The sequence below is a fragment of the Bacillus sp. KH172YL63 genome, assembly GCF_011398925.1.
Classification (GTDB): domain Bacteria; phylum Bacillota; class Bacilli; order Bacillales; family Bacillaceae_B; genus Rossellomorea.
The window spans coordinates 786361-812933 of sequence record NZ_AP022842.1 but is presented as its reverse complement, the minus strand read 5'-3'; the positions used below and the strand labels follow the sequence as shown (position 1 = coordinate 812933).

Here is a 26573-nt window from a genome sequence, read left to right as displayed (position 1 = left end):
GAATAAGTAATATTGCCATTCCCCAGTATAACATAGAAAAAGGATGATCCCCGGCTCCAGCTTGCTGCCGGGGATCATCCTTTTTTATTTAAATTTCCATTTCCCAACGTTCTTTCTGCGTTTCTTTCAACTGCTTCTCTGTTTCTTCCGGATATACTGTACGGAATTTATGATGATCGGCAGGGATGATTTCGATCATTTTCTGAATCATATCTTCCGGATCAAACTGATCTTTCAAACCTTCCTGCTGCTCCAGAATATCTTCTTTACGTGTGAAATTCTTTTCGTCGTCGAACCATTTCCATATTTCTTCTCCGCTGCGCTTATTAAAGCCTGTCTCAAATGCTCCTGGATTGATCGTAGCGACTTTCACGCCAAATGGTTCCAGTTCTGATTTCATCGTCTGGGCGATCCCTTCCACTGCATGCTTCGTCGCCGTGTACGGTCCGACATACGGGGTCGCAGAAATCCCGGCCATCGAGCTCATGAACACGATCTTTCCGTTCCCTTTCTTCACAAAATGCTGTGCTGCGAATTGTGCGGTCCGAAGTGTAGCAAATACATTCACTTCAAATAAAGCACGGAACCGGTCCATCGGCACTTCTGCCAGGGGACCTCCTTCATTGATCGCCGCATTCGCAACGAATATATCAAAGTCATACTTTGTAATCTGCTCCAGGTCCCTTTCGTTTGTAATATCGAGTTTGAACACTTCCATATCCAATCCACGGTCTTCTGCTTCTCTCATCAGATCCGTCTTTTGGGAGGTGAGTTCTGTCGTCGCGATCACCCGGTGTCCCTTTTGGGCAAGCCCGATTGATGCGCCTCTTGCAAGGCCGCTTCCTGCCCCAGTGATGAAGATTGTTTTAGCCATTCTGTACTCCTCCTATTATGTGTAGTAGTAGTACGTTCTTCCCTTTATCAGAATACATAAAACCCGGACAAGAGAAATTGCCTGCCCCCCGGGCACATCGGGAGCAGGCAATAATAGAAGGACTTATTTCATTTCAGCAATATATTCTTTCACGACTTCATATACATATCCTTGATTCGCGGCAGCTGTATGTGGATTGTATTTCCCGTCATTCGTCTTATTATTGGACAAGATCCGGATACCAAGAAACGGTACATTATAAGCATCGGCAATTTGTGCAGCCGCCGCACCTTCCATTTCTTCGACTGAAGTACCATATTTCTTGTGGAACCATTGGATGCGGTCTACCTCGTTATTCCAGACGTCAGCAGAACCGATCGTACCTTCAACTACCTTTCCTTCCTTGTATGTGTACTTAACAGCTTTGGCGGCAGCAAGCAACCCTTCACCCCCCTCATAGAATCGGATGTTTTCTGCATTCGGATCTTCACCGGCACTTCCTTCAGAAGCCATCAGATCCATCGGCTTCCAGGCTTCAGGATCGATTCCCTCGTCATCCGCAAGATTTCCTGTTTTCAGTGACCCGAGGTTGACCGTTCTCTCCCCAATGACGATATCAAACACATGTAACGCAGGGTCATGTCCACCTGAAGTTCCTTGATTAATAATGGCAACCGGATCATATTTCTCAATGATAACGGCTGTTGCCGCTGCTGTATTCTCCATTCCCTTTCCTGTCTTTGCAACGATTACAGGATAATCATCAAGTTCTCCTTTATAAAATACAAAGTTTCCTGTTTTTTCTTCTTTAACACCTTCTAATTTCCCCGCAAACGTTTCAGCTTCTATCGGCATCGGCCCCTGAATGATGATCGGTCTCCGCTGTTCTTCTTTCGCCTCCGTTTGTTTGTTCGTACTGCAGCCTGTAAACATGATGGTAACGAGCAGCGACACTGCTGCGAGTGATACAAGTTTCTTTTTCATACGAATCTCTCCCTTTCTCAGATGAATGGATTCCTCAATTTTGGTCAAAAGAAAAGCCTGGATGCATAGAAGAAATCTACGGTCCAGACCTGATGGGCAAAGTAACGATTTGTCAGTACGGCAAAAAAACCGAACACTTAGACCCGTAGTCTGGTTCTTAAAGTGGGAACCAGGTAGAGACGCTCAGACCATATTACCGAGGATATACGAGTAACGCTATGTATTTATGATACGCTGTCACTATACCAGACCACTTGATGAATATCAACAAAAACACGAATTTTAATACACAATAAACTTAATATCGTTCGTGTTTACACTATGGGCGTTTGAGTTTAATGAGCCTTTTAGTTGATATTTGACGGCGGCGTCCTATAATGAAAGAAAAACCATGAGGTGAAACAATCATGAAAATTGGACTTATTGGATTAGGAGATATCGCCAAGAAAGCCTATCTGCCTGTTCTGTCGGAAAAAGAGGGCATTGAACTGGTACTTTGTACAAGAAATGGTGAGACGCTGCAACAGCTCGCCAGCAAATACCGCATCAAAGAAAGCGTTCGCACTATAGAAGAATTGATTAAATCAAATATTGATGCAGCATTCGTGAGCACAGCCACAGAAGCCCATTTTGAGATTGCTGAAGAGCTACTTGAAAACGGAATACACGTATACATAGACAAGCCCATTTCTCTCCATTTCGAGCAAACCGAACGGATCGTTCAACTTGCAAAAGAAAAAGGAAAAGTGGCCATGGTCGGATTTAACCGCCGCTTCATCCCGAAAGTGAGGGAACTGAAGGAACATGGGAAACCGGACTTCCTGCTGATGCAGAAAAATCGGTTTCATGAACCTGATCACCCCAGACGTTTCGTCGTGGAGGATTTCATTCATGTCGTCGATACCCTTCGCTTCCTGATGGGTACAGCAGTCAAAGATGTCCAGGTTCAATACCTGAAAAAAGGAGACCTGCTCCATCACCTCGTCATTCAGCTGATCGGTGCGGACTGCACGGCTGTCGGCATCATGAACCGGGACGGCGGTGTGACAGAAGAAACGATCGAATACTCGGCCCATCATCATAAGTATGTCGTGAAAAGCCTTGTAGAAACGACTCATCACCACAATAAAGAAACAAGTATTTCCACATTTGGTGACTGGGAGCCGACACTGTATAAACGGGGCTTCTATGACATGATTGATCATTTCATCGACTGTGTTGAGACCGGAAAAACACCTGACCCCTCCATTGACGACTCATTGATCACTCATGAGATATGTGAAAGGATTGTAGGGATGATAGAATAAGCGGCTAACCATTTTCCACAACAACATTCTTCTTGCATGCCAAAAAGCCGAATGACGACGAATCATCATTCGGCTTTTTTTTCATCATTAATATTTTTTGCTGCTTTCTATTAAACCCGATTCTTTCATTTGCTTCTGCAACTAGTTATATAGACTCAGACAACTCTTCCTCTTTACCTCTTTCATTTTTCAGAAAATTGTTACTATCGTGTGATATACGTATCCTCCTCCCTCTTGTATACTTTAATCGAAACGTTTCACTAAATCGAGAGGATGAGAAGACGATGAAAAAAATCATCACCATGCTTTTAGTATTATTTGTCACCCTCAGTATCACCCTTCCTGCACAGGCTTCAGGTGAACACCGGAATCATTGGAAGGAGTTTGTTTTATCGAAACAATTGAAAGCGATTTCAAAGAAGACGTATCGCTACTTTGAAGATTTCACCGATTCTGAAACGGGCCTCACCTTTGATGCGGTCAGAATGGAAAACGGAGAACTCAGCGCGCAGGAATTCACTTCACCTACGAACATTTCCATGTATATGATGAGTACAATTTCAGCAGAAGAAGTCGGTTTGATTTCAAGGAAAGAAGCTGTGTCCAATATTGAAAAGACCTTAAAATCATTAGCCGGCATGGAGAAATGGAACGGGCTTTTTTACAATTGGTATTATACAAAGGACGCCTCCCTTATGAAAGATTGGGGCCAATTCATTTCAACGGTTGATAACGGATGGCTTTCCGCCGGTTTGATTGTTGTTGGACAAGCTTATCCTGAACTCTACCAGAAAACCCATTCGATAGTGGAATCGATGGACTACTCCACTTTGTATACCCCTGAAGTAGGACAAATGAGGGGCGGATATGATGTAGCCACCCAAAGTTATACGGCCCATCATTATGGTGCATTTTACACAGAACCACGGGTAGCGAGCTACATCGCGATTGGAAAAGGGGATGTACCGGAAGAGCATTGGTGGAAAATGTTCCGGACGATGCCTGAAAGCTGGGACTGGCAGGCTCAAGTGCCGGAAGGATATACGGAAACATATGACGGTGTAGATGTGTTTGAAGGACATTACAGCTATAAGGGAACGAAATATGTACCAAGCTGGGGAGGAAGCATGTTTGAAGCACTGATGCCGCAGCTTGTCCTTAAAGAGAAGGAACTTGGGAAACAGGCCCTTGGTCTGAATAACTCCCGTCATGTAGACATCCAGATTCAATACGCCAAAGATCAAGGATATGCGGCATGGGGAATGTCACCTGCTGCCACACCTGATAACTATTCAGAATTTGCAGCCACCCCTCTTGGAATGGACGGTTATAAATCAGATGGCACGGTCACTCCTCATGCTACATTCCTGGCACTGGAATACGCACCGATGGAAGCACTTAAAAACATCCGTGCCTTGAAACGTTTCGATATGTATGGCAAATACGGATTCAAAGATTCGGTCAATGTGCAAACCGGTGAAGTCACACAAGCCTACCTCGCTTTAGATCAAGGCATGACAATGGTCTCAATCGTGAATTACTTGAAAGATGGCGTGATCCGGGATTACTTCCATCAAGATCAAATCGGTAAATCTCCGGAGGCGCTGCTGAGCAAGGAAGTTTTCTCCATACAATAATCGCTGAGTATAGAAAAGTCCAAGTGCCACCCGCGCTTGGGCTTTTTACTTTCCTGTATGCAGTTTGAACGATTACATGATGGAAAGAAGGGGAACATCTATACTAAAAAAGGAGTATGCATCATGCCAGAAGGTCCGGAAATCAGGCGTGCCGCAGATGCTGTGGAATGCGCCCTCAAAAATAGAACGGTGGAGGATGCTTATTTTGCCCTTCCCCATTTAGAAGACTATGAAGATCTGTTTAAGGGGTCGGTTGTAAGCAGGGTCGATACGAAAGGAAAGGCCATGCTCATTCGCTTTGACAATGGATATACCATCTATTCTCACAATCAGCTTTATGGTAAATGGATGATCCGGAACACCTACAATTATCCCAAAACCAACCGGCAGCTCCGATTGGCGCTTCATAATGAGAAGAAGTCTGCTCTCCTCTACAGTGCATCAGATATCGAAGTCCTCCGAAACGAAGAAGTGCCGGAACACCCCTTCATAGCAAAAGTCGGACCGGATCTTCTAAGCGAAGACGTCACGGTGGACGATTTGTTGGAGAGGATACAGGATAAACGATTCCGCAACCGGAAATGGGCCATATTATTATTGGACCAGGGTTTCGTGGCCGGAATCGGAAATTATCTCAGATCTGAAATCCTGTATGTTGCAGGCATCCATCCTTCCCTTCGACCGGCGGATTGTACGGAGGATCAACACCTGAAAGCGGCACAGGGCATCATCGACCTCGTGAGGCGATCTTATGAGACAGGCGGCATCACCAATGATCCCTCCCTTGTGCAGAAGCTGAAAGACCAGGGAGTGAAGCGTTCACGCTATCGGCACTGGGTCTTTAACCGTGAAGGTGCAGCCTGCTTTGTTTGTGGAACTGAAATCGAGAAGACGGTTGCCGCTTCAAGGCGGCTGTATTACTGTCCACACTGCCAGAAAATCTGAAGACATAAAAAATCCGGGCCCATTCGAGAATCAAAAACCTCGAATGGCGTCCGGATTTTATTTTGCGAGAATTACTCATGTTCAGATGGATTATTCTGTACTCCGATTGATCGCTTCCCTCATGGAAATCCCCTTCAGTTTCCGGTGATTCAACCAGAGAGACATGTAGTACGATGCAATGATGATCACTACGCTGATGACGACACTCAGCCAATCAACTTTCACAGGGATCGTCACATTCATGTCTTCAGTGATCGCATCCATGAATCCCCTCATCGACACGAGGGTCAGCGGGATGCCGGTCACAAATCCGAGGAGGACAAACCAGCGATTGTAGCCGATCATCATAGACAGAATCGATTTTTCTCGATAACCGATGACTTTCATGAGCGAGATTTTGAATGAGTTTTCTTCAATCAATAGTGAAATCAAGATATACATGATGATGACGGCAATCACCGCAGCGACAAAAGCAATCGCAGCCACACTATAATTCAATGGTTTGATCATTTCCTTGAAGCCGTCCATTGTTTCAGCTGTTTCCGTGACCGACAACAGTTTTTCATCTGGAATCGAAAGTTCTTTATCCGAATATATCTCCGTGTAGCTCCCGTCCGGAAAATCGTTTAAGTTGTTGAATTCATCCAGCGGCATGTAGATCATGTTCTCAAGATACGAATCAGCGATATGATCGACGGTTAACGTAAAGGAAGTATCGGTCAGCTCATTGGTCACGTCAAGGGAATCGCCTTCCTCGATGCCCATTTTATCAGAAAGGGAGCGGTTGACGATGACAGAATCAAAGCTGAGATCATTCCCGTCCCTGTCCTTTAACTCAATTGCCGTATTATCCGGCTGCAGTCCGGTGATAGAGAGCTTCTCTCCCCTCGAGACAAAGGGAGCGACAGACCCGATTTCGCCTGACTCAGGCAGGGAGGTCTGGGGTGCATTGAAGAGATAGCTATACTCATAGTGATAGACTTCCTGGAAGTTATCGGTCACCAGGTATTCCATTGAATTCTTCGTGGCGAAACCGAACAACAACAGTACAGAGGCAAACATCACTCCGATGGTCAGAAAGAGTACCCTCGGAAGGTTCCTGATGATTTCACGGATCACAAACTTCCGCTGAAAAGCCATGCGCTTCAGTTTGAATATACGTTCCAGTCTGCCGACTTTCACCTTTCGCTCCCCGCCCTTCATTAAGCTTACCGGGGAAATCTTCAAGACCCGGTGAACGAGATAGTAGGTCAACGGCATGAAGAGAATCAGCGGCAGTAGCAGGCTCGTTAGAAGAAATACGAGATGGGGCTTCACTTCTAAAACCGGGAGATTATAATAGGTGGCAAATGTCGATAACAGTGGATGCAGACATACCCAGCCAAGGATCGTCCCGACGACACTGCCCGAAACGGCAAGCACTCCCGCATAGGAGAGATAATGACCGATGATCTCTCTTTTTCTGTAGCCGAGGGCATATAACGTCCCGATCTGCACATATTCTTTTTTCATCAAACGCCACAGAAGGATGAGAATGATCACCATGCTGATGATCAGAATCCCGATTGGTAGGAATTGCCCCATTTTCTTCACCCCGGCAATGTCTCCCCGGATGAAAGAAATCCGATTATTGTCTTCCTTGTCTATCCATTTGATGATGTGATTGGTTTGATTGATTTCTTCCTTCAGCTTATCTCTGGATGTGTTCTTGAGACGGACGCTGTAGTAGACCTGATGCTCTTCCCACTTTTTCAACAGGGATTGTTTGGCGACCGCAACGCCGAATGCATCAGGGTTCTTCAGCAACCCACTATCCTCTTTAAGAGGATAGATGTAATCAGGGATGGCCATGAATCCTGAAACCCGGAACGTCTTCCCGCCGAGGTCGATTTCGTCTCCCAGCTTGATGTCATGTGCTGCTGCGAACCCTTTATCCATCAAGAGATCATCTTCACCTGAAAGAGCCTCACCTTCGACGATCGAAGGAAGATTGATTTCCTCTGTTTCATCCAGCACTCTGAGTGTCGCATCCTTGTAAGATAGATCTGCCGCATACCTTTCCTCCAGCTCTGCCCCGCTCCGTTTTTCAATCTCAGAGATGCTCTCCAGCGGTTGACGGGTCATGAATTGGGCATCCTCCACCTTATTCTCCTTGAAGAACATTTCCAGGTTATCGATCAGGTTGCCACCGGCTGCTGTGAACGAATAAAACACAACCGAGCTGATCACGATCAGCAGCCACGCAGAGAAAAACTGTGCCTTTTTCTCAAAAATGGTCCGAAAGAGCTTTTTTCGAAGGGGCATCACCACTCAACCCCTTCAGCAGAGGTTTGATGTTCATTGAGTACATCCGATTCAATTCTGCCATCCTTCAGCGTGATGACCCGGTTGGCCATGCTTTGGATCGCCTGGTTATGGGTGATGATGAGAACCGTCGTGTTGAATTCCTTATTCACCTTTTCAATTAACTGAAGAATCTCTCTTGAAGTGTTCGAATCCAGTGCACCGGTCGGTTCATCACACAGCAATAGCTTTGGCGCCTTCACTACAGCACGTGCGATGGATACGCGCTGCTGCTGACCTCCGCTTAATTCACGGGGAAAACGATCCTCCATTCCGGCAAGTCCTACGGCTGCTATCACTTCTTTAATAGGCAATGATTTCGGGCTGATATTCGCCGTCAGTTCGATATTTTCATAGACTGTTAAATTTGGGATCAAATTATACATTTGAAAAACGAATCCGACGTCGTCCCGTCTATAATCGACAAGATGCCGATCATTGAGGAGCGTAATATCCTTCCCATCAACCTTGATACTGCCTGCATCAATCCCATCGATTCCGCCGATGGCATTTAATAAAGTGGATTTCCCTGATCCAGAAGGCCCGAGGATGACGACAATTTCACCTTCTTCGACCGTGACATGAATGTCTGTCAGAGCCTGAAAAGTCGTTTCACCGCTCTGATATGACTTTTGAACGTCAGTTAAGCTCAGTATGCTCATCCCTATTCCTTCTTTCCCGGTTTCATTTTTCCGTTGAATAAAAATCGGATATGCCTCGACAGCTGCTCCTTATACTCATCCTGACCCATCGCTTCGTTATACATGTAGAGCATGGTGTCGGAAATGGCTGCACTATAAATCGCAAACGCTGCTTCTTCCGGATTGACTTCGACGATAAATGATTCTGAATGACTCCCGATCAAATGCATGATCCACTTCATCATCTCTTCATCGATCCCGAATAATCCCTGGCGCAGGCGGATGCTTTCTTCCGCTTCCTCCGTCATTACATGGATAAGCTCCCGCCAGAACGCTTTCGGATAGTGCTCGAAAAACTCCGCAAACTCGTGCATGGCTCCAATCACGCTTTCCAGTAAATCACCCTCCACTTCATTCGGGTCGCCGAGGGCACCTTTCATTTCTTCTGCTTCTTCTGTAAAAATCCGGAGCAACAGTGCTCCCTTCGAAGGAAAATAATTATAAATGGTCCCGGTCCCTACCCCGGCTTCCTGTGCAATTTCCACCATCGAAGCCTGCCCGTATCCCTTTTCGGAAAAGATATGCTTCGCTGCTTCCATGATATTCTGCTGTGTTTGCCGTTTTTTATCTTCTCGCAATCCTGCCATCGTGAAATGCCTCCTAAAAGTGAATGCGTTCATTTATGAATCCATTCATATTTTAACTGGTATTTTTTCTCATGTCAAATAAGGCCTGTCCCTGACATGCTGGTGCTTGTTAGGGGAACCGCGTCCCGACTTATTGCCTTATCGGTTTGACACCAAAAATAATGACACCACAGAGTCAATTTACCCTTCGAAGATACTTGCTTCATGAAAGTCATAAGAGAATTGTCTTCATTTATAAAGGAGAAAGATAATTTATATTGAATATAATTAAATTGGAAAAATTTACACAGAGGAGATGTTTCATTGCTAATAACAGAAGAAAAAAATGATATCGTTCTAGAAACAGAAAGACTGGAAATAAGACCCTTGAAAAAACAAGATTATAAAAACTGGCTTCATGAGTTCGAAAATCGTGATATATCTCAACACAGATACGACAAAGGAAAAATTGATATGAGTGAATGTACTTTAGAATGGTTTGAGCATTTGGTAGATAAACATCAAGATTTAGCTTTGACAGATGTTGCTCACGTATTTGGAGTGTTTAGAAAAGAAGATGGTACACACTTAGGAATGGTAGATTTCTCTACTTTAGCCAGAGATGGCTTCCAATGGGGAAGAATAGGCTACACCATTCATAATCAGTATTGGAGAAAAGGTTACGGAAAAGAGGCAGTAAACGCGGCACTTCACATTGCTTTTAATCAATTAACATTCCATCGAATAGAAGCTCACATCAATTTAGATAATACAGCTTCTATCAATCTGGCTGAGAGTGTTGGAATGGCGTTCGAATGTGTTCGTAAAGGTTTCATATATGAAAATGAAGAGTGGACTGACCATCTGGTCTACTACATGAATTCAAAGAAGAGAGACTGAGACATACATTTCTGAGCCACCGAAATTGAATACATAAACGACTAAAAAAATATATGTGCTTCGGTATACCGCTAAATACAAGAATGAAGCTTTAGCACAAAAAATCCGAGCGAGTTAGATTATTATTCAATCACTCGTTCGGATTTTTCTTTGAAAACATTTGACTATATTTCATCACCTACCGCTTGCTTCAATTCCTCCGCAGCGACCCGGATGTTATCTGCACCGGCGATCGCCGAAATGAGGGAGATGCCATTTGCCCCGGCATCGATGACTGCCCGCCCATTGCTTGAATCGATCCCGCCGATTCCCACAATCGGAGTTTCGATCCCTTTCGTCCGAAAGCGCTTGATGATATCCAAGCCGTGGACTTTCTCTGCATCATCCTTTGAGATTGTAGGATAGATCGGCCCGAGTCCGAGGTAATCCGCTCCATCGGCAATGGCTTGCTCCGCTTCCTCAAGGGTATGGGTGGAGACACCGAGCCATTTATCTGGACCGATCTTCTCCCTCACCTCACTTGCCCTCTCGTCTTCCTGTCCGATATGCACCCCGTCAGCATCAATCGCTGCAGCGAGGTCCACATCGTCATTAACGATGAAAGGGATGCCTGCGCTGCGGCATTCTTCCTGGAGTTTTACGGCAAGTTCCAGTTTTTCTTTCCCTTCAAGTGCACCGCTTCCTTTTTCCCTGAATTGAAAGAGGGTGATGCCACCTTCAATCGCCTCCCGCAATACTTCAACAGGATCTTTTGTGCAGTTGGTACTTCCCATGATGAAGTACAGGGTGAGCGCATCTTCTATTGATTGCCGTCTGCCCCTCATTTCTTCTCACCTGTTTCAATCCGGTTATAAGCCCAATGGTTCGTCGGTCCGTGACCACTCCCGATTCCAAGTGGATTTTCGATTGCCGCCCGGATGAACGCTTTACCGGTTTTGACAGCGTCGAACAGGTCCATGCCTTTCGACAATTGAGCTGCCACTGCAGCAGAGAAAGTGCATCCGGTTCCATGGGTATGGGGTGTATCGATCCTTGGAGAGATCATTTCTTCAAAGGCTTTCCCGTCATAGAACAGATCGACGACCTGCTCATCCTCAGCATGACCTCCCTTGATGACGACTGATCGTGCGCCCATTTCAACAAGCATCTTCGCAGCGCCTTTCCTGTCCTCCAGTGATCGGATAGTCAAACCGGTGATCACTTCCGCTTCAGGCAGATTCGGGGTGATGACCGTAGAGAGCGGAATCAATTTTTCCTTCAATGCACGGATTGCCTCATCTTGGAGAAGTTTGGCCCCGCCTTTTGCAATCATGACCGGATCCACCACGAGATTGTTCCATCCATAATGCTCGATCCGTTCGCTCACCGCCTCGATGACTTCCCCGGAATGGAGCATCCCTGTTTTCAACCCATCAGGCCGTAAATCCTCGCCGATTGCATCCAGCTGTTGGATGATCCCTTCCACCGGAACAGGATAGACACCATGAACGCCAGTTGTGTTTTGGGCAGTGACGGCTGAAATCACCGACATTCCGTATGAGCCGAGTTCCTGGAACGTCTTTAAATCTGCCTGTATGCCAGCTCCGCCGCCGCTGTCTGAACCTGCTATCGTCAATGCCTTGTATACCGTCATATTCATCTTCCTTTCCCTTTACAATTTCTCTATTTTTGCAAGTTCCCCGTCTTGTTCCCCGATGGAGGAAAGCTCATCGAGCAACGCAATTTGGAAGCTTCCCGGTCCCTTTTCAGCCGTGAGTGCCGCGGCTTTTTCAGCAGCGATCCCGTATGCTGCCACCGCAGTGACCGCTGCCTTCACAGGATCTGCCTCGATGGCTGCAAACGCACCGATGACTGATGATAATAAACAGCCTGTACCTGTCACCTTCGTCAAGATCGGGTGACCATTCCCCACCGCATAGGTCGTTTCACGATTCGAAATGATATCCGTCTTTCCGGTTATGACAACGGTACAATCAAATTGATCCGCCACTTTCCGTGCCAGCCCGGCGATATCCCCTCCGGCAGATCCTGCATCGACACCTTTGATCGCCCACTGTTCTCCGGCGACATTGGCGACTTCCGCTGCATTTCCCCTTAAAATCGTGACATTTACTTCTCTCAAGATTTCCCTTGCCTTCTCGGTGCGGTACGCCGTTGCCCCTGCTCCGACAGGATCCAATACGACGGGGATCCCTTTTTCATTTGCCGCTTTCCCGGCGATGATCATACTTTCAATGACGTCTGTCGACAACGTCCCGATGTTCAGGACAAGTGCACCTGCGAGCTGCGCCATATCCCCTACCTCTTCCTTCGCATAAGCCATGACCGGGGACGCACCGAGTGCCAACAACCCGTTCGCGGTGAAATTCGTGACCACCACATTCGTTATATTATGTATTAATGGATTCTTCTCACGGACTTCCTGTACCAATTCATACATGATCCTTTTTCCTCCTTGCCGAAATGGGATTTCTCCCGGATATGGTAATACTATAGCATATCCCGGGAATTCCGTGTGTCCCCGAAGCCGGCCAAAAAAGTCCATTTGATCAGTGTATAACCTGATCAAATGGACATCAATCACATCCCATATTCTCTGCGGTATTCATCATGGCGGGGTGAAAATAACGCTTCACCGGAAGGCCGCACATCGGCAAAATGCTCGACATTGTAATGCCCCCTCAGAGCCACATTATGATGGGTGATGATTTGCTCCGCCTTTAAAGCTGCTGAATCCTTCGTCGAATGGCCGTCTGCCACAAGGGTGACGTCAAACCCGCTTACGGTTGCATACCTGACGGCCGTATCGATGCAATATTCGGTCTGACACCCGGCTACCACCACATGGCCCACGTCCTGTCCTTTTAAAAAAGATAGCAGCGGCGTCCCGTAAAAGGAGTTGGTGGCGAGCTTATCAAATATGACTGCATCATCTGAAAGCTTCAAATCCCGATGAATCTGGAAGCCTTCACCGCTTCCTCCCCCGACATCTTTATCCCTGATGAAGACAATGACCGCTCCTTCTTCCTCTGCCTTGCCGATCACATTGTTGATTGTTTCGATCAATCTTTCTTTTTGAAAGACTGGTGATTCGGTTTCGTTTCCTTCGACTAGTTCCTGTTGAACATCAATGACCAGCAGTGCATGGTTCACGTGAAAAGCCCCTTTCGATTTCGCAGCATATATGTAAAGTTCTCGGGGACAACCGGTTTTTCCTCCATCAAAAAAAGCTCGGGGGCCGTTAACCCCTGAGCTTTGTCTGTCACGTTCCACAATACGTCCGGTAAGGGATGTCTGTCGGTTCGGGCAGTTTGCAGAATTCTTCTTGCTCTTCTGAATAGGCATATGGATTCTTCAAAACATCCAGAAGCCGCTTCATCACACTGTCATCTCCCTTTTCCACTGAAGCCTTCAGCGCTTCTTCCACCCTGTGGTTCCGTGGAATGACGGAAGGATTGCTTCTTTTCATCAGAAGGAGGACATCTTCCTCTGATTGTTCCTGTCTCTTCTTCCTCTCACTCCAACGTTCTTTCCATGAAGCAAATTCAGGTGTGGTAAAGAGTTCGGAATCCTCCCTGCCGAGCGTCAGGTTCCGGAACGTATTCGTATAATCTGACTGAGTCTTTTCCATCAGGTTCAGCAACTCTTCAACAAGGGCCCGGTCCCCTTCCTCCTCAGAAAACAGCCCGAGCTTCGATCTCATCCCGTTAAGCCAGTGCCCTTCATACAGTTTCGGAAACTCAAGTACCGCTTCCTGGGCAAGCTTCAGGGATTCTTCCTGCTCATCATGAAGGATCGGAAGCAGGCTTTCTGCAAACCGGGCCAGGTTCCATCCTGCAATCGGAGGCTGGTTTCTGTAAGCATATCTGCCCTCAGTATCAATGGAACTGAACACTGTCTTCGGATCATACACATCCATGAAAGCACAAGGACCGTAGTCGATCGTTTCCCCCCTGATCGTCATGTTATCTGTGTTCATGACCCCATGAATGAAACCGGCAAGCTGCCATTTGGCAATAAGGGCCGCCTGTCGCTCGATTACACCCTGCAGGAGGGCAAGATATCGATTACCGGCATCCACAGCCTCCGGATCATGACACTCCACCGCATAATCGGCCAGGGCGCGGAGATCCTCGATGCTACCAAACCGTGAGGCAAATTGAAATGTCCCTACCCGGATATGGCTCTTTGCCACCCGTGTCAGGATCGCCCCCTGCTGGACCGTTTCCCTGTAGACCGGCTCCCCCGTTGTCACTACAGCGAGACTCCGCGTAGTCGGTATGCCAAGCCCGTGCATCCCTTCACTGATGATATGTTCCCTGAGCATCGGTCCAAGGCCGGCACGTCCGTCGCCACCCCTTGAATAGGGAGTGCTTCCTCCCCCTTTCAATTGAATGTCAAACCGTTCGCCAGCCGGGGTGACCTGTTCACCGATCAGCACCGCACGGCCGTCCCCGAGCATGTTGAAATGACCGAACTGATGGCCAGCATATGCCTGGGCAATCGGTTCTGCATCTGCCGGGATCTTATTGCCAGCTAAAACGTCTGCTTCCAATTTCTCTTTGTCGAGCCCCAATGCCTGGGCCACCTGTTCATTCAAAACAACGATTTCCGGCAAATCGACCGGCGTCGGATCCTGTCTCGTGTACAGTGCTCCCGGAAGCCTCGCATAACTGTTTTCCAGATTCCAGCCCATTTCATTTTTCATTTTGGTCATCCCCTTTATATGGATTAGAAAATCATAAGCGTTCTATGATTTTTTGAGATATTTCTGTTGTGAATCCATTATAACGCTCTTACTTAACGATGTCCTTTAAGGCAGCTGGAAGCTCCCTTTTGAAAACTGACTTTTCCAGCTTAAATTCCACCCAATTACATTAATGTAAAAATTAAAATTATTTTGAAATTTTTGTAACACAAAGATATAATGGTCGTAAAAGACGTTGGAGGTGCTTCAACTGACTAAATTCAATACTATAGGTCTTCCCATTCAATTTGTGCTCACTTGCATCGGATTATTCCTTTTCAGCGGGGCCGGGTCCCTGCTTGCATATGATACGGAATTGGTCATCATGTTGGGAAGATACCTGAGAACACTTCAGGAAGTCGGACGGGAACTGCTTCAACCCGGTTCCATCACCATATTGATCGGTGACCCCGGGGACTACAAGAGCTATCCGATCTACCCGTTGTTTTTCCAGCTGTTCGGCTACTCATTCTCGCTCTTGCTTCTCGCATTCCTGCTCGCAGCCGTTGCGTCTTCCCTGCTGAGCTACTTATTTATGCTCCTGCCGAAAAAAGCATATCGAATCTGTTTCCGATTGCTCGACTCGCTGGATTCCCTCCCTGACGTTCTCATCATCGTCTTCATCCAGCTGTTCATCATCTGGTTCTTCAAGCAAACCAATATCCTGTTATTTGATATTTACACACTGGGGGACGAAAAAATCTATCTGGTACCGATCATTTGCCTTGCCATCATGCCGATAGCCTTTCTGACCAAACATTTCTTATTCCAGCTGAGGGAAGAAGAAGAAAAGCCATATGTGGAATATTCGTATTCGAAAGGTTTTTCAAAGGCCTATACGATATGGGTCCATTTATTCCGCAATGTATGGATCCATTTTTATTACCATATCAAGCCGATCTTCCTTCTCATGCTTTCAAACCTGTTGATCATTGAATTCCTTTTTAACATAAACGGTTTCATGAACGTGCTCCTTGATGTGTCCCAAACGACGCCAAGTGCATTCCTCATCGGGATGATGATGATCTACATACCGTTCTTTGCCGTATTCACACTCGGGGCCATGATATTGAAGAAATGGTTATCCGGAGAGGAGGTTGCGCATTGAGCATATTACGTTCATTCAGATTATGGCTGCCGCTCGGGTTTCTCCTGACGTTGACTGCGGTGAGTTTCATTCTGCCCACCGTCAACCCGGACCTTCTTGAGCCCGGACCGCCGTATTTAAAAGATGATTCAGGAAGGATCATTGCCGATCCACCCTACTCAATCGGTGAAATGGCACCGCTCGGAAGTGACAAACTGGGACGGAATCTCTTCTATCTATTGCTTGCAGGCGCAAAATATACCCTGCTGTCTGCGGTTGCCATTGCGCTGCTGCGCATGATCGGCGGCTTCGCATTCGGGATTGTCTATGCATTCCTTCCCGCCTGGGCGAGACAAGTAATCAAGGGAATGGGAGATACCTTTAACTTCATTCCCCTCGCGATCATCGCTTTCGTCCTTCTTACTCCCTTGCAGATCGCCTTCGCTTCAGGGGCGCTGCTTTCGTTTCAGTTTCTGATCATCGAGGTCCTCGTGATCGCCATCATCGTCATCCCGTCACTCGGGATGTATATCGGTGAGGAGATGCGGGAGTATTTGAAGAACGATTTCGTTTCCGTTTCCAGGCAAATCGGCGCATCGAAATTTTATATCATCAAGAGGCATTTGCGTCCACAGTTCAGCCGGCACGCCGTCGTCATGTTCTCGGAGCAAATTTCACAAACACTCTATCTTCTCATCCAGCTCGGTGTCCTTCACATTTGTTTAGGGGGCCTTAGAATAGAAGAATTCGGAATCATGGAACATATCCCGGAATACTTCTCCTATACGAATGAATGGGCTGCAACGATGAGCATCAATATCCAGATGGTCTTCCTTCATACATGGCTCGTCCTGACCCCGCTTGCTTTCTTCGCGGTGACGATCTTCTGCATAAATGAAGTGACCCGTTTCCTGAAAGAAGTCTTGCTCGAAGGCAAGTTTCCCGTCAAGAACTCAAAGACGGTACGTGACAAGCCTGCAGCGCAGGTTTCCCTGAAGGATCCGTTCTCTTTCACAAACAGGTCAAAGGAGGAATTCCATTGAAACACCGGATATTATCCACCTTCATGTTCAGCATCCTTCTCCTCACCGGATGCAGGGTGCAGATGACCGATGAACTCGAAGTCTTCAAGCCCCCTCCTGCCGGAATTAGGATCGACATTGAGGGGACGGTCCTCCTAGAGGAAAAAGAACTGATCATCGAAGGCAAAAGCAACCTTCCGGAAGATGCGATCATGTCTGCCGGACTGCTTGAGTACAGCCTTGCTGATAATTATGGAAGAGTGATTAACCTGCAGGGTGATACTGGAGAGAAATATGTGGCGGAAAGTACCGGCGTCACAGATGAGAAAGGAAATTTCAATATCACCATCAAACGCCCTGACCCAGACAGATACTATAGGCTCGATGTCATCTTCAACCCCGCTATACAAAAGTCAAAAGTACAGGAAATTTACGGAATCTGGGGAGAAGAAATCGCTCTAAACCTCGGCTACACCGATTTCAAATATAAAGAAAACACCGTTTCCGGGATGATACTCAACGCCCCCATCGTAAAAACCACCGACGCCTATGGCACAGACTACAAATGGAACCTGGCCGTACCATTCGGCGAAAAATCACGGGCTATCAAATAAATCCCTGTGAGGGACGGACCTCTATTCAGAGGTCCGTCCCTCACTTTATCCAACCACAAAAAAATACCCGACCGCTTTGGGTCAGGTATTTTTTGATGGACATTCATACGTCCTTTTCGTTCAATTATTTGTTCAATGTCAGGGTGGCGACGCATTCTACGTGCACGGTATGTGGAAACAGATCCACAGGCTGAACGGCATCAAGCGTATAGCCGAATGGTTCGAGTTCCTTGATATCCGTCGCAAATGTATCCGGGTTGCATGATACATAGACAATGCGTTCCGGCTGGGCGCGTCCGATCCGTCTCATCACCTTCCCGCCGGCACCTGAGCGGGGCGGATCTAGCATTAATAAGTGGGGGTGACCGAAGCTCTCAAGCATCTGGTCGATCCCTTTTCTTGCATCCTTCGCAAGGAATGTCGTGTTGCTGATGCCGTTATCATCGGCATTTCTTTTCGCCGATTCAATTGAACTCTCTACGATTTCAATCCCTGCAAGTTCACCCACCCTGCTTGCGAATGGAAGGGAAAATGTCCCGACTCCACAGAACAGGTCGATCATTTTTTCTGTTTTCTTCGGCTCTGCCATCTCCACTGCCAAATCAACGAGCTTTTGCGCCTGCGTCGGATTCGTTTGGAAGAACGTATCAAACCAAAGGCGGAAACGGTAGCCGTCCATTTCGTCATAGATAAAGTCACGGCCGGCAAGAAGGTGAATTTCTTCCGCTTGCGTACGATCGGCCCAGGCCGTGTTTTCAAGCCACAACAGGCTCTTCACATGAGGGAATTTCTCCTCCACACGCTTTTTCAGATCCTCAACGGCTTCACTATGGGCACCCGGTGCTTCTGTCGCAAACAACGCAAGCATCAATTCACCGGTCGCAAACGATTGACGCACCATCAAATGACGAAGCAGACCTTCGTGCTTGTCCTTATTGTAGCCGGATAACTGATGATCCTTCACCCAATCGGCGACTTCCATCGCTGCTTCAACCATCTGTTCACTTGCGATCAAGCAAGTTTCAAGGGAAATGATCTTACGGAAGTTCCCTTGCTCATGGAGACCCAGATTCCCTTCAGGTGAGAAAGTGAATTCCATTTTATTGCGGTAACGCCAAGGCTCTTCCATCCCCATCGTATCCCGGACAAGGTCCTGATCAAAGCCCTGTCCGACAAGTGCGTGCTTCACGTGCTCCGTCTTCTGCTTCAGCTGACCTTCGTAATCCCAATGCTGCCATACACAACCACCGCAGCGTTCAAAATGGGGACATGGAGGCGTTGTTCTTTCCGGATGAGCTTCCAGGATCTCATCAGGCATCGCTTTCCTTCTTCTGCGATCAGGCTGATCCACCGTCACACGCACCTTTTCTCCAGGCAGCGTCTGGGGAATCGTCAGCCTCAGCTTCTTCGGATTCCCAAGCTCATTCTCACGCCAGATTACAGCCTGCCCCGATCCCTTCTGATCCATTTCCTCTATTGTCGCAACCATTGTTTCTGGTTTGATATTCGTCAATTTCTGCGTCCTCCTTCAAATTGCTCTCTAACTCTATACTTTATTAAAAATAAAGAGTGAATGCAACTGGGGTTTGCAAACAATCAGGGCAGAAATACAAAGGAGGTCCGTCCCTCAAAGTGAGGGACGGACCTCCTTTCATCACACAGGGACACTAGTAGGCTTTATACCGGCCGAATTCTCCGGTGATGTAGGCCCTTTTCCCATTATGGATGACTTCCCAGTAGCCGGAGCTGCTGTTGACTCCCTTGACTGAACCGGTGACTGGAATGGTGCTTCCTTTTGAGATGGTGCTGATGTTTTTGGAGTTCATCCTGTCTGGCCGGTCCTGGATGATCGCAGAGTTGGACACACCTGTGATGGTGATTTCACCGATCGCCACTGGACCACCGGATGATGACCGGGTGGACGTGGAGGCCCCAGATCCAGTGGACCCGCCGCCCCCTTCGACCTTCACATATTCCGGGGCTGCCGTTACATAATACACATGCCCCCGTGAATTTTTCACTTCATACATGTATGCCCCTTCTACAGAAAGCTTCCTGATGATGGTCGGAAACCCATAGCCATACTTCAGCTTACCTGCACGGTAGGCGTCATTGAACGTCGGCCGGCTGTAAAAGTCCAGTCCTTCTGCACCTTTATATATGCTTTCCAGCCGCTTGCCTGCATCCCCTTTGTCGGTCGATACACCTTTGACCTCCTTCTTGGGAGGCGTCACCACATTTCCGCCGCCTGAAGAAGCGACATACGTAACGCCGAAGAAATCACAGATACCTTTCGCCTGTTCCCTTGCAGTCTCCCGCTGGAAATCCTCATTGATCATGAGCAATGCTTCTCTTTCATTATCCATGAAGCCATTTTCGATCAGCACAGCAGGCCCATTGAACTCCCTGGTCATATGGAGGTTCTGCTCGATGATGCCCCGATACACCTGTTTCGTCCCCTGCCTCAAATACTTCGCAATCGATTCGGCAAGCCTTCTATCATTCTTATCATTGAAATAGATATGAAGGGAATGCCCTTCTGCATCCTTCCCGGGACCGTCGAATTTCCCATCGAACGCATTATAATGGTTCGAAACCAGCGCGTGGGCTCCCATGGAATTGGCTATACCCGTGCGCGCCTTCAGAGGTGTATCTTCATCTGTAGGAGCCGAAAGAAGCGTCCGGAATCCACACCTTTCCAGTTCCGCCTTTAAATAGTACGTCACTTTTTCATTGAACTCATTTTCATGGATCTGCCTGCCGATCGATTTGATATACGGTGTCCGTTTACCCGCGGTGCCGATTCCATGACCATCGTCCAAAGCAATTAAATAATCACTCGCTTTTGCCATTAACTCTATCACCCCTTCTACCAGTAAAATATTCATTGCTTGGACAAATGGTCACGGCTTGGGCAATAATTTTGGAGGTGAAAAAAAGGTGCAGACTCCAATAATGGAGTGCTGCACCTTTACATGCGTCGGGGCTGACCGCCGCATTGATTATTTTGCTTGCAAACGACTGATCCGGTCATCAAGATCCGGGTGTGTAGAGAACATCGCAGATTTACGGCGGCCATTGATTTTCAATGTAGATATGGCCGTGTCATCTTCACCCTTCATGCGGCTTGAGTAAGCCTTCAGCATCTGAAGGGCATGGACCATCTTATCCTTGCCGGCAAGATCCGCCCCGCCCCGGTCAGCGTGATACTCACGATGGCGGGAATATGCGAAGACAACCAAGCTTCCAAGGATCGAGAACACAATTTGGAACACGATTACGGCAATGAAATGGACGATCGGCGCCATTTCTTCACGTGCAAACCGGGAAGCGATCCAAGCGGCGATACGTGCAAGGAAGACAACGAATGTATTGACCACACCTTGAAGGAGTGTCATCGTCACCATATCCCCGTTCGCAACATGGGCTACCTCATGAGCGATGACGCCTTCCACCGCATCGTCATCCATTTCCCGGAGCAATCCGGTCGAAACGGCCACAAGCGAGCGTTTCTTCGAAGGACCTGTTGCGAATGCATTCACTTCAGGAGAATGATAGATTCCCACTTCCGGCATATGCACAAGGCCAGCAGCTCTCGACAAACGGTGCACCTTCTCAACGACAGAGCGTTCTTCAGCAGAAAGCGCCCCGTCCGGATTCAACACCTGGACACCCATCATCTTCTTCGCCATCCAGCGTGACATCGCCAATGAAATGAATGACCCGGAGAAACCGATGATCGCACTGAATACGAGGAGTGCGCCTAAATCGATCCCACCAGAAGCATTGATGTAATTCCCTGCTCCTGTTACGGAAAATATTATACTAATTGTCAGTAATACTAAAACGTTCGTTAAAAGGAAATAAAAAATACGTTTTCCCATTTGATTTCTCCACTCCTATTTTCAGGTTCATTTGAACCTGTATCTGAATCTATTATAAATCGTTGGTCGTGATAATACAAGTGTGAAGGTGAAATTGACGCCTCTTTGTCCAACCAGTAGTATAGAAGAATAGATCTGTATAAGAGACGGGGTAATCAAGATGAATACGACTAATCTGACACGCAAAAATATGGCCGACCTCCTGCTGGCACTGAACGGCACAACCGGCACGCCCCCGCTGACCGTTCTCCAGGAAACATCACCGGCCTTTCATAATGAAAAGGATCTCCCTCCGATCATTCAAAAACTCCTCAAACCAGTAAAAGGGGAAATCGGCTTCTCCCTCAATGAAATTGTATCCCTCGGCAACTTGATCGAGTTCACGAACTTCCCCCAAAGCACCGTGCAAAACTGGGTGAAGCGTGATGTCAGGGGCTTGATCGGCTCACCGCAGCTCGGCAAAAAATACACGACCGAACAGGCTGCCATGCTGTTCATCGTCGAAGACCTGAAAGCCACATTGGATTTCGATTCGATCCGGAAAGTCCTTACGCTCGTCTTTAATAATATCGACGACAGGACCGATGATATCGTGAATCCGACCGATTTATACTTTGCTTATGCGACCGTATTTGATCAGATCCATCACCATCGTGGGCCCATACTCGAAACAGCACAAGATTCATTCAATGACACGATAAAAATATTCGTAAACGAAAAGTGCAAGTCCCTGCTCTCCTCCTTCCGCAACTTAAAGGAAGAGGAACTTTCCATTGTCCTGAATGTAATGGTCTTATTGGTAATGACGGTTCAGTCAGGCTTTTATCAGGCAGAGACCAAAAAATACATGAGTGGAGCATTAGCTTTATCTTAACGGAGGTTTCATATACTCTGTTGATTCCATCTCACATCTGCCACTCTACTAAAATGAGCGAGCGAACAGCGAATAAACCAGCACCTCTTTTCCAATCACCTACGTCCTATCCAAAGGAAATGATATCTTGCACAGAAAAAAATGCCTGCTCCATTTTAAAGGGAGACAGGCATTTTTTTAATTTGCTCTTTCAAGCTTATTCACTTGTACATTACTTGTAAACAACGCGATTCCACCTGCCACAGACAAGTAAGCGAATAGTATCCATAACTGATGCGATAGCTGCGTAAAATCCCCAAGTGTAATGACTTCCTGGAAACTGCTCAAAGAGTGGGCCATCGGTAAATTCTCCCCGATCACCCTCAAAATCGGTGAATTCAAATCCCGGGGGAAGGTTCCTCCACATGTGGCCAATTGAAGGACTAGGAAGGTAACAGCCAAGAACTTGCCGACGAATCCGAAAACAGTGATCAACATAAAGATAAACGCCATAAATGTGAAAGAAACAATCACACTCGATAGGAAAAAGAGCGGGATATTGACCACTTCTAAATGGAATCCATATAGAAGGACAAGATTAACAATCAGTGCCTGAATGAAACCAATGACAAAGACCAACCCAAATTTATTCACAAAATGGGTCGTTCCGCTTACCTTCAAATCATCCCTCCTGCCGAGAGGTAAAATATTCGCAGCCATAATCCCCCCGACGTACAATGCCAAAGACAAAAAGTAAGGGGCTATCCCTGTCCCATAGTTCGGCACCTCCGAGAGATTTGACTTCACAAGCTGGACAGGATTAGAAAACATGGTAGAAAGCTGATCAGATGGATGAATACCAGACGTTTTATCTGATGCATCCGAAAGTTTCACCGCTAATTCATCTGAGCCTGATTCAAGGCTATTAAGTCCATTACTCAATTCACTTGCACCTGCAGAAAGTTCATCACTTCCATTTGATAGCCGAACGATACCTGTTGCCAATGTTGAAAAACCATTTTGCCAATCGGCAAACCCTTTTGAGAGAGCCGAAGTTCCAGAGGCCAAATCAGCTGCCCCCTCAGAAGCACCATCGAGCTTGTCAGCTAATCCCGTGATCCCCTGGCTCTGCTCCATTTGCCCAGCAGCAATTCCTTTTGTTCGCTTGTGAATGTTCGATTGTCTGCTTCCGATTTCAGCTGTCGAAGCTGAAATATTATCTGATAACGCTTGGATACGGGCGAATGCAGGATCGTCCTTAGCTTCAGGATGTGCCTCAACGTATTCCTTCAATTGGCCCTGCAGCTCTTCTGCCTTCGATTTCATTTTTGATTGCAGCTCCTGTACCCCATTCTCTGCTACAGCCAATTGATCTGCCTGACCCGAAAGGCGGGCGGCACCAACACCTATTTCCCTACCAGCTTCTGACAAACTGTTAACTCCACTGGCTAATTGAGATGTGCTTGATTTAAGGGTCTGAAGTCCAGCTTCAATGGTGCCGGCACCTGTTGATAGCTTATCGCTCCCCGACAAAAGATTTTTTGATCCGGCTTCAAGACTGCTTATCCCATCTTCAAGTGTGGTCATTCCCTCCTTCTCTTCGGCTAATCCTTCATGCAATCGGCTTGCCCCATCACTCGCTGTTTTTAATCCTTTCCCAAGTTCTACAAACTTATCGAATACCCCATCGGCATAAGATTTCGTAATGGTGTCTGAAAGTTTATTTTTCATTTTCTCCGTAGCACTAGCACTAATTTGGGATGCTACAAAGTTTTTCCCAGGGTTGTCTTTATACAATAACCGGGCTGGCTGCGGATCCTCTTCCATCAACGTACTCACCTTTGCTGAAAAGTCCTCGGGTATGGTCACAATCATGTAGTATGTACCTTTTTCCAAGCCTTCTTCCGCCTTGGACGACGACACAAACTTGAAATCCAGATCCCCAGACGTTTTCAACTCTTGCACAAAGGCATTTCCAGCCTGAATAGGCTCTCCTTCCATCACGGCACCCTGATCCTCATTGACGACTGCGACTGGTAATTGCTCCAGTTTCCCATAAGGATTCCAATAACCTGATAAGAATAATCCTGAATATATCAATGGAACGAGTAATAAAAAGGCCAATGCGATTATTCTATGCTTATGGCCGGTCATTGCTTTTAAATCTTGCAGAATGAATGTGAATGCTTTCATATGAAACTCCTTTATATATATTTACATCTATTTATCATAAGAGGGTACAATGATAATGTATAATACATAATTAATTATAAATACATAGATTAGAGTCTATCGAAAGGATTGAGGATATGGAATTACTGCAATTGCAATACTTTCAAACCGTGGCAAGGTTGGAGCACATGACAAAGGCCGCTGAAGAATTGAGAATCGCCCAGCCTTCCCTCAGCAAAACGATTTCCCGGCTGGAAGAAGATCTTGGCGTACCTTTATTTGAGAGACAGAACCGTCAGATTAAATTGAATCACTATGGAAAACGATTCTTGAATCGGGTCGATCGTGCTTTCTTGGAAATCAATGAAGGCAAAAGGGAAATCCTTGAGGAAATGAAGCAAGAGGAACATACCATCCGGATGGCTGTCACGATACCGAGAGTACTCCCAGATTTGGTTGGGTCATTCTTGAAAGAAAATCCCCATGTCAGATTCCAGCAATTCGTCCTCTCTATATCTGAAATGAGGACCCAGTTAAAAAATGGAGAAATCGATTTCTGCATCTCATCCATCCCTCTGGAAGATGATGAGGACATTGTATGGGAGCCATTGATGACAGAAGAAATCTTCCTAATCGTTCCTCCGGGGCATCGATTGGAAAAGCGTGAGGAAATCAACCTGATTGAAGTGAAGGATGAGCCCTTCATCAGTATGAATACAGGATATGGACTTCGGAACCTGACCGATGAGTTTTGCCTGAAGGCAGGATTCTCTCCCCTCATCTCCTTTGAAGGGGACGAACCGGGCGTCATCGGGGACCTCGTAAGGCAGGGGCTCGGTATCGCATTCATCCCGGCCATATCATGGATGAACAGGCGTCACCCCTTCCCCCATAAAATCAAGATCCACAATCCAACCTGTCAACGCACCATCGGACTTGCCTGGTCCAAACGCAGACACTTCACCAAAACAGCCAAACAATTCCACCCCTTCATGCTCAACTACTTCACAACCATCGGCAACCTGCTGAACAAACTATAAATAGGGACGGACCTTCATTTTCACAAATGAAGGCCCGTCCCTCTTGGGTTTCTTATCAAAAAGCGAGGTCCGTCCCCCGCTTGATCGGGATCCACACTTCTTCTACGGCGTTGGGATCTGCCGGGTGGTAGGTAGGGTCGAAGCGTTCGAAGTGTTCCCGGTTGTCGAGCTGGTAACCTGATGCCGGCATCCATTCTTCGTATATGTATTGAAGGGTTTGATGGAAAGTGTGAGCAGGTCCGTGGTGAAGGAACATGGCGTACAGCCCCCCATTGAGCGCATATGCCTCCATTCCGTCGCAGCAACTGTCTGCACTCTCTACTTCTACAGCAGCAAACTTCCGGAATGGCGTGGCAGGGGTGAGCTGCCTCACATCAAGAGACGAGTCAAATACTTTCATATTATAAAGCTTCTCATCTACACGGCCGGGAATGGCTTGTCGATACGGCATGAAGCTTTGCCATAGTTCCCGTGTGGCATCTTCTTGAAGTGTCATATGTTTTGATTTCCCAATGAGGATTTTCTTATCCACAACACTGATGGCAGGTTTCATGTTGTCTTCATCTCCTTTCATACTCAAAATAGTTGGTCATTTCTATTTACGCTTTCCGCCACGTAAAGAACACATACATCATCCCAAGAAACAGATACGTATTGACATAATATAAGGCGTCTCCCACATACCAGACTTGCACCCCATCCAACGCTGCGAACAATAGGAATGTCACCGCCAAATACAAAAAGATGTAGCTGACCTTTCCTTTTACTCCTGTCCCCGCTTCCTTCCGTATACATGCACCGATTCTTATCGGAAGGAAGAAGAATTCGTTTAACATCTGATTTCCAATCACAGTTTTCCTCCCATCACTTTGATTGCTCCCCATACACTGTAACACG

Annotated in this window: 25 protein-coding genes and 1 riboswitch; of the genes, 9 read left to right on the top strand and 16 right to left on the bottom strand. The window is 46.9% G+C overall.

Annotated features, from left to right (window positions below; all coding sequences use genetic code 11):
* Positions 1-88 precede the first annotated feature (88 nt).
* Positions 89-874 (bottom strand): SDR family oxidoreductase, encoded by a 786-nt coding sequence (locus KH172YL63_RS04005; RefSeq protein ID WP_173104903.1) that lies wholly within the window; start codon positions 872-874, stop codon positions 89-91.
* Between the two features lie 123 nt (positions 875-997).
* Positions 998-1858: a 5'-methylthioadenosine/S-adenosylhomocysteine nucleosidase gene (locus KH172YL63_RS04000; protein WP_173104902.1), complete on the bottom strand. Its 861-nt coding sequence runs from the start codon at positions 1856-1858 to the stop codon at positions 998-1000.
* Positions 1859-1984: 126 nt separating this feature from the next.
* Positions 1985-2088: riboswitch (purine riboswitch) on the bottom strand.
* 177 nt (positions 2089-2265) lie between these two features.
* Between KH172YL63_RS04000 and KH172YL63_RS03995 the strand changes: the two genes are divergently transcribed.
* The 3 genes from KH172YL63_RS03995 (at position 2266) to nei (ending at position 5747) form a co-directional block, all read left to right on the top strand.
* Entirely contained in the window at positions 2266-3165 is a 900-nt protein-coding gene (locus KH172YL63_RS03995) for a Gfo/Idh/MocA family protein (RefSeq protein WP_173104901.1), read from the top strand.
* 284 nt (positions 3166-3449) lie between these two features.
* Positions 3450-4802, top strand: a complete 1353-nt coding sequence (locus tag KH172YL63_RS03990; protein WP_173104900.1) for a glucoamylase family protein — start codon at positions 3450-3452, stop codon at positions 4800-4802.
* Between the two features lie 123 nt (positions 4803-4925).
* Positions 4926-5747, top strand: coding sequence for an endonuclease VIII (gene nei, locus KH172YL63_RS03985; RefSeq protein WP_173104899.1), 822 nt, complete (start codon positions 4926-4928; stop codon positions 5745-5747).
* Between the two features lie 90 nt (positions 5748-5837).
* On the opposite strand, the gene KH172YL63_RS03980 is transcribed toward nei, so the two are convergent.
* From KH172YL63_RS03980 to KH172YL63_RS03970, 3 genes are read right to left on the bottom strand one after another with little or no spacing between them, the layout of a single operon-like run.
* Complete coding sequence (locus KH172YL63_RS03980) at positions 5838-8051, bottom strand: ABC transporter permease (RefSeq protein WP_173104898.1); 2214 nt, start codon at positions 8049-8051, stop codon at positions 5838-5840.
* The gene (locus KH172YL63_RS03975) at positions 8051-8752 is read right to left on the bottom strand and encodes an ABC transporter ATP-binding protein (protein ID WP_173104897.1); all 702 of its coding nucleotides are present in this window, start codon (positions 8750-8752) and stop codon (positions 8051-8053) included. Before KH172YL63_RS03975 ends, KH172YL63_RS03980 begins: the two co-directional genes overlap by 1 nt.
* Positions 8753-8754: 2 nt before the next feature.
* Positions 8755-9378, bottom strand: coding sequence for a TetR/AcrR family transcriptional regulator (locus tag KH172YL63_RS03970; protein WP_173104896.1), 624 nt, complete (start codon positions 9376-9378; stop codon positions 8755-8757).
* Positions 9379-9681: 303 nt separating this feature from the next.
* On the opposite strand from KH172YL63_RS03970, the gene KH172YL63_RS03965 reads away from it, so the two are divergent.
* Positions 9682-10257: a GNAT family N-acetyltransferase gene (locus tag KH172YL63_RS03965; protein ID WP_173104895.1), complete on the top strand. Its 576-nt coding sequence runs from the start codon at positions 9682-9684 to the stop codon at positions 10255-10257.
* A gap of 164 nt (positions 10258-10421) precedes the next feature.
* Here the strand turns inward: KH172YL63_RS03965 and thiE are convergent, their stop codons facing one another.
* The 5 genes from thiE to KH172YL63_RS03940 all read right to left on the bottom strand — a co-directional run bounded on the left by thiE (position 10422) and on the right by KH172YL63_RS03940 (position 14974).
* Positions 10422-11081 carry a thiamine phosphate synthase gene (thiE, locus tag KH172YL63_RS03960; protein ID WP_173104894.1) on the bottom strand — a complete coding sequence of 220 codons (660 nt, stop codon included), beginning with the start codon at positions 11079-11081 and terminating at the stop codon, positions 10422-10424.
* Positions 11078-11890 (bottom strand): bifunctional hydroxymethylpyrimidine kinase/phosphomethylpyrimidine kinase, encoded by an 813-nt coding sequence (thiD, locus tag KH172YL63_RS03955; RefSeq protein ID WP_173108048.1) that lies wholly within the window; start codon positions 11888-11890, stop codon positions 11078-11080. The genes thiE and thiD overlap by 4 nt, the downstream gene beginning before the upstream one ends.
* Before the next feature lie 18 nt (positions 11891-11908).
* Positions 11909-12697 (bottom strand): hydroxyethylthiazole kinase, encoded by a 789-nt coding sequence (gene thiM / locus KH172YL63_RS03950; protein WP_173104893.1) that lies wholly within the window; start codon positions 12695-12697, stop codon positions 11909-11911.
* Positions 12698-12837: 140 nt separating this feature from the next.
* Complete coding sequence (locus KH172YL63_RS03945) at positions 12838-13410, bottom strand: cysteine hydrolase family protein (protein WP_173104892.1); 573 nt, start codon at positions 13408-13410, stop codon at positions 12838-12840.
* Between the two features lie 109 nt (positions 13411-13519).
* Entirely contained in the window at positions 13520-14974 is a 1455-nt protein-coding gene (locus KH172YL63_RS03940; RefSeq protein WP_173104891.1) for a protein adenylyltransferase SelO, read from the bottom strand.
* A 232-nt stretch (positions 14975-15206) separates the two neighbouring features.
* Here KH172YL63_RS03940 and KH172YL63_RS03935 point away from each other — a divergent pair, with 232 nt between their 5' ends.
* From KH172YL63_RS03935 to KH172YL63_RS03925, 3 genes are read left to right on the top strand one after another with little or no spacing between them, the layout of a single operon-like run.
* Positions 15207-16112 (top strand): ABC transporter permease subunit, encoded by a 906-nt coding sequence (locus KH172YL63_RS03935; RefSeq protein ID WP_173104890.1) that lies wholly within the window; start codon positions 15207-15209, stop codon positions 16110-16112.
* Positions 16109-17134: an ABC transporter permease subunit gene (locus KH172YL63_RS03930; protein ID WP_173104889.1), complete on the top strand. Its 1026-nt coding sequence runs from the start codon at positions 16109-16111 to the stop codon at positions 17132-17134. The genes KH172YL63_RS03935 and KH172YL63_RS03930 overlap by 4 nt, the downstream gene beginning before the upstream one ends.
* Entirely contained in the window at positions 17131-17727 is a 597-nt protein-coding gene (locus KH172YL63_RS03925; protein ID WP_173104888.1) for a hypothetical protein, read from the top strand. The genes KH172YL63_RS03930 and KH172YL63_RS03925 overlap by 4 nt, the downstream gene beginning before the upstream one ends.
* A gap of 124 nt (positions 17728-17851) precedes the next feature.
* On the opposite strand, the gene rlmD is transcribed toward KH172YL63_RS03925, so the two are convergent.
* The 3 genes from rlmD to htpX all read right to left on the bottom strand — a co-directional run bounded on the left by rlmD (position 17852) and on the right by htpX (position 21611).
* Entirely contained in the window at positions 17852-19216 is a 1365-nt protein-coding gene (gene rlmD / locus KH172YL63_RS03920) for a 23S rRNA (uracil(1939)-C(5))-methyltransferase RlmD (protein WP_442858766.1), read from the bottom strand.
* A gap of 178 nt (positions 19217-19394) precedes the next feature.
* Positions 19395-20579: an N-acetylmuramoyl-L-alanine amidase family protein gene (locus KH172YL63_RS03915; protein WP_173104886.1), complete on the bottom strand. Its 1185-nt coding sequence runs from the start codon at positions 20577-20579 to the stop codon at positions 19395-19397.
* 150 nt (positions 20580-20729) lie between these two features.
* On the bottom strand, positions 20730-21611 hold the full coding sequence (gene htpX, locus KH172YL63_RS03910; protein WP_173104885.1) for a protease HtpX: 882 nt from the start codon (positions 21609-21611) through the stop codon (positions 20730-20732).
* Between the two features lie 160 nt (positions 21612-21771).
* On the opposite strand from htpX, the gene KH172YL63_RS03905 reads away from it, so the two are divergent.
* Positions 21772-22485, top strand: a complete 714-nt coding sequence (locus KH172YL63_RS03905) for a DUF1836 domain-containing protein (RefSeq protein WP_173104884.1) — start codon at positions 21772-21774, stop codon at positions 22483-22485.
* A gap of 177 nt (positions 22486-22662) precedes the next feature.
* Here KH172YL63_RS03905 and KH172YL63_RS03900 read toward each other — a convergent pair whose 3' ends face one another.
* On the bottom strand, positions 22663-24657 hold the full coding sequence (locus tag KH172YL63_RS03900) for a YhgE/Pip domain-containing protein (protein ID WP_173104883.1): 1995 nt from the start codon (positions 24655-24657) through the stop codon (positions 22663-22665).
* 116 nt (positions 24658-24773) lie between these two features.
* Here KH172YL63_RS03900 and KH172YL63_RS03895 point away from each other — a divergent pair, with 116 nt between their 5' ends.
* The gene (locus tag KH172YL63_RS03895; RefSeq protein WP_173104882.1) at positions 24774-25676 is read left to right on the top strand and encodes a LysR family transcriptional regulator; all 903 of its coding nucleotides are present in this window, start codon (positions 24774-24776) and stop codon (positions 25674-25676) included.
* 55 nt (positions 25677-25731) lie between these two features.
* Here KH172YL63_RS03895 and KH172YL63_RS03890 read toward each other — a convergent pair whose 3' ends face one another.
* A complete protein-coding gene (locus KH172YL63_RS03890; protein ID WP_173104881.1) occupies positions 25732-26229 on the bottom strand; it encodes a GyrI-like domain-containing protein in 498 nt (165 codons plus the stop codon).
* Between the two features lie 46 nt (positions 26230-26275).
* On the bottom strand, positions 26276-26527 hold the full coding sequence (locus KH172YL63_RS03885; RefSeq protein ID WP_173104880.1) for a hypothetical protein: 252 nt from the start codon (positions 26525-26527) through the stop codon (positions 26276-26278).
* Positions 26528-26573: the final 46 nt, after the last annotated feature.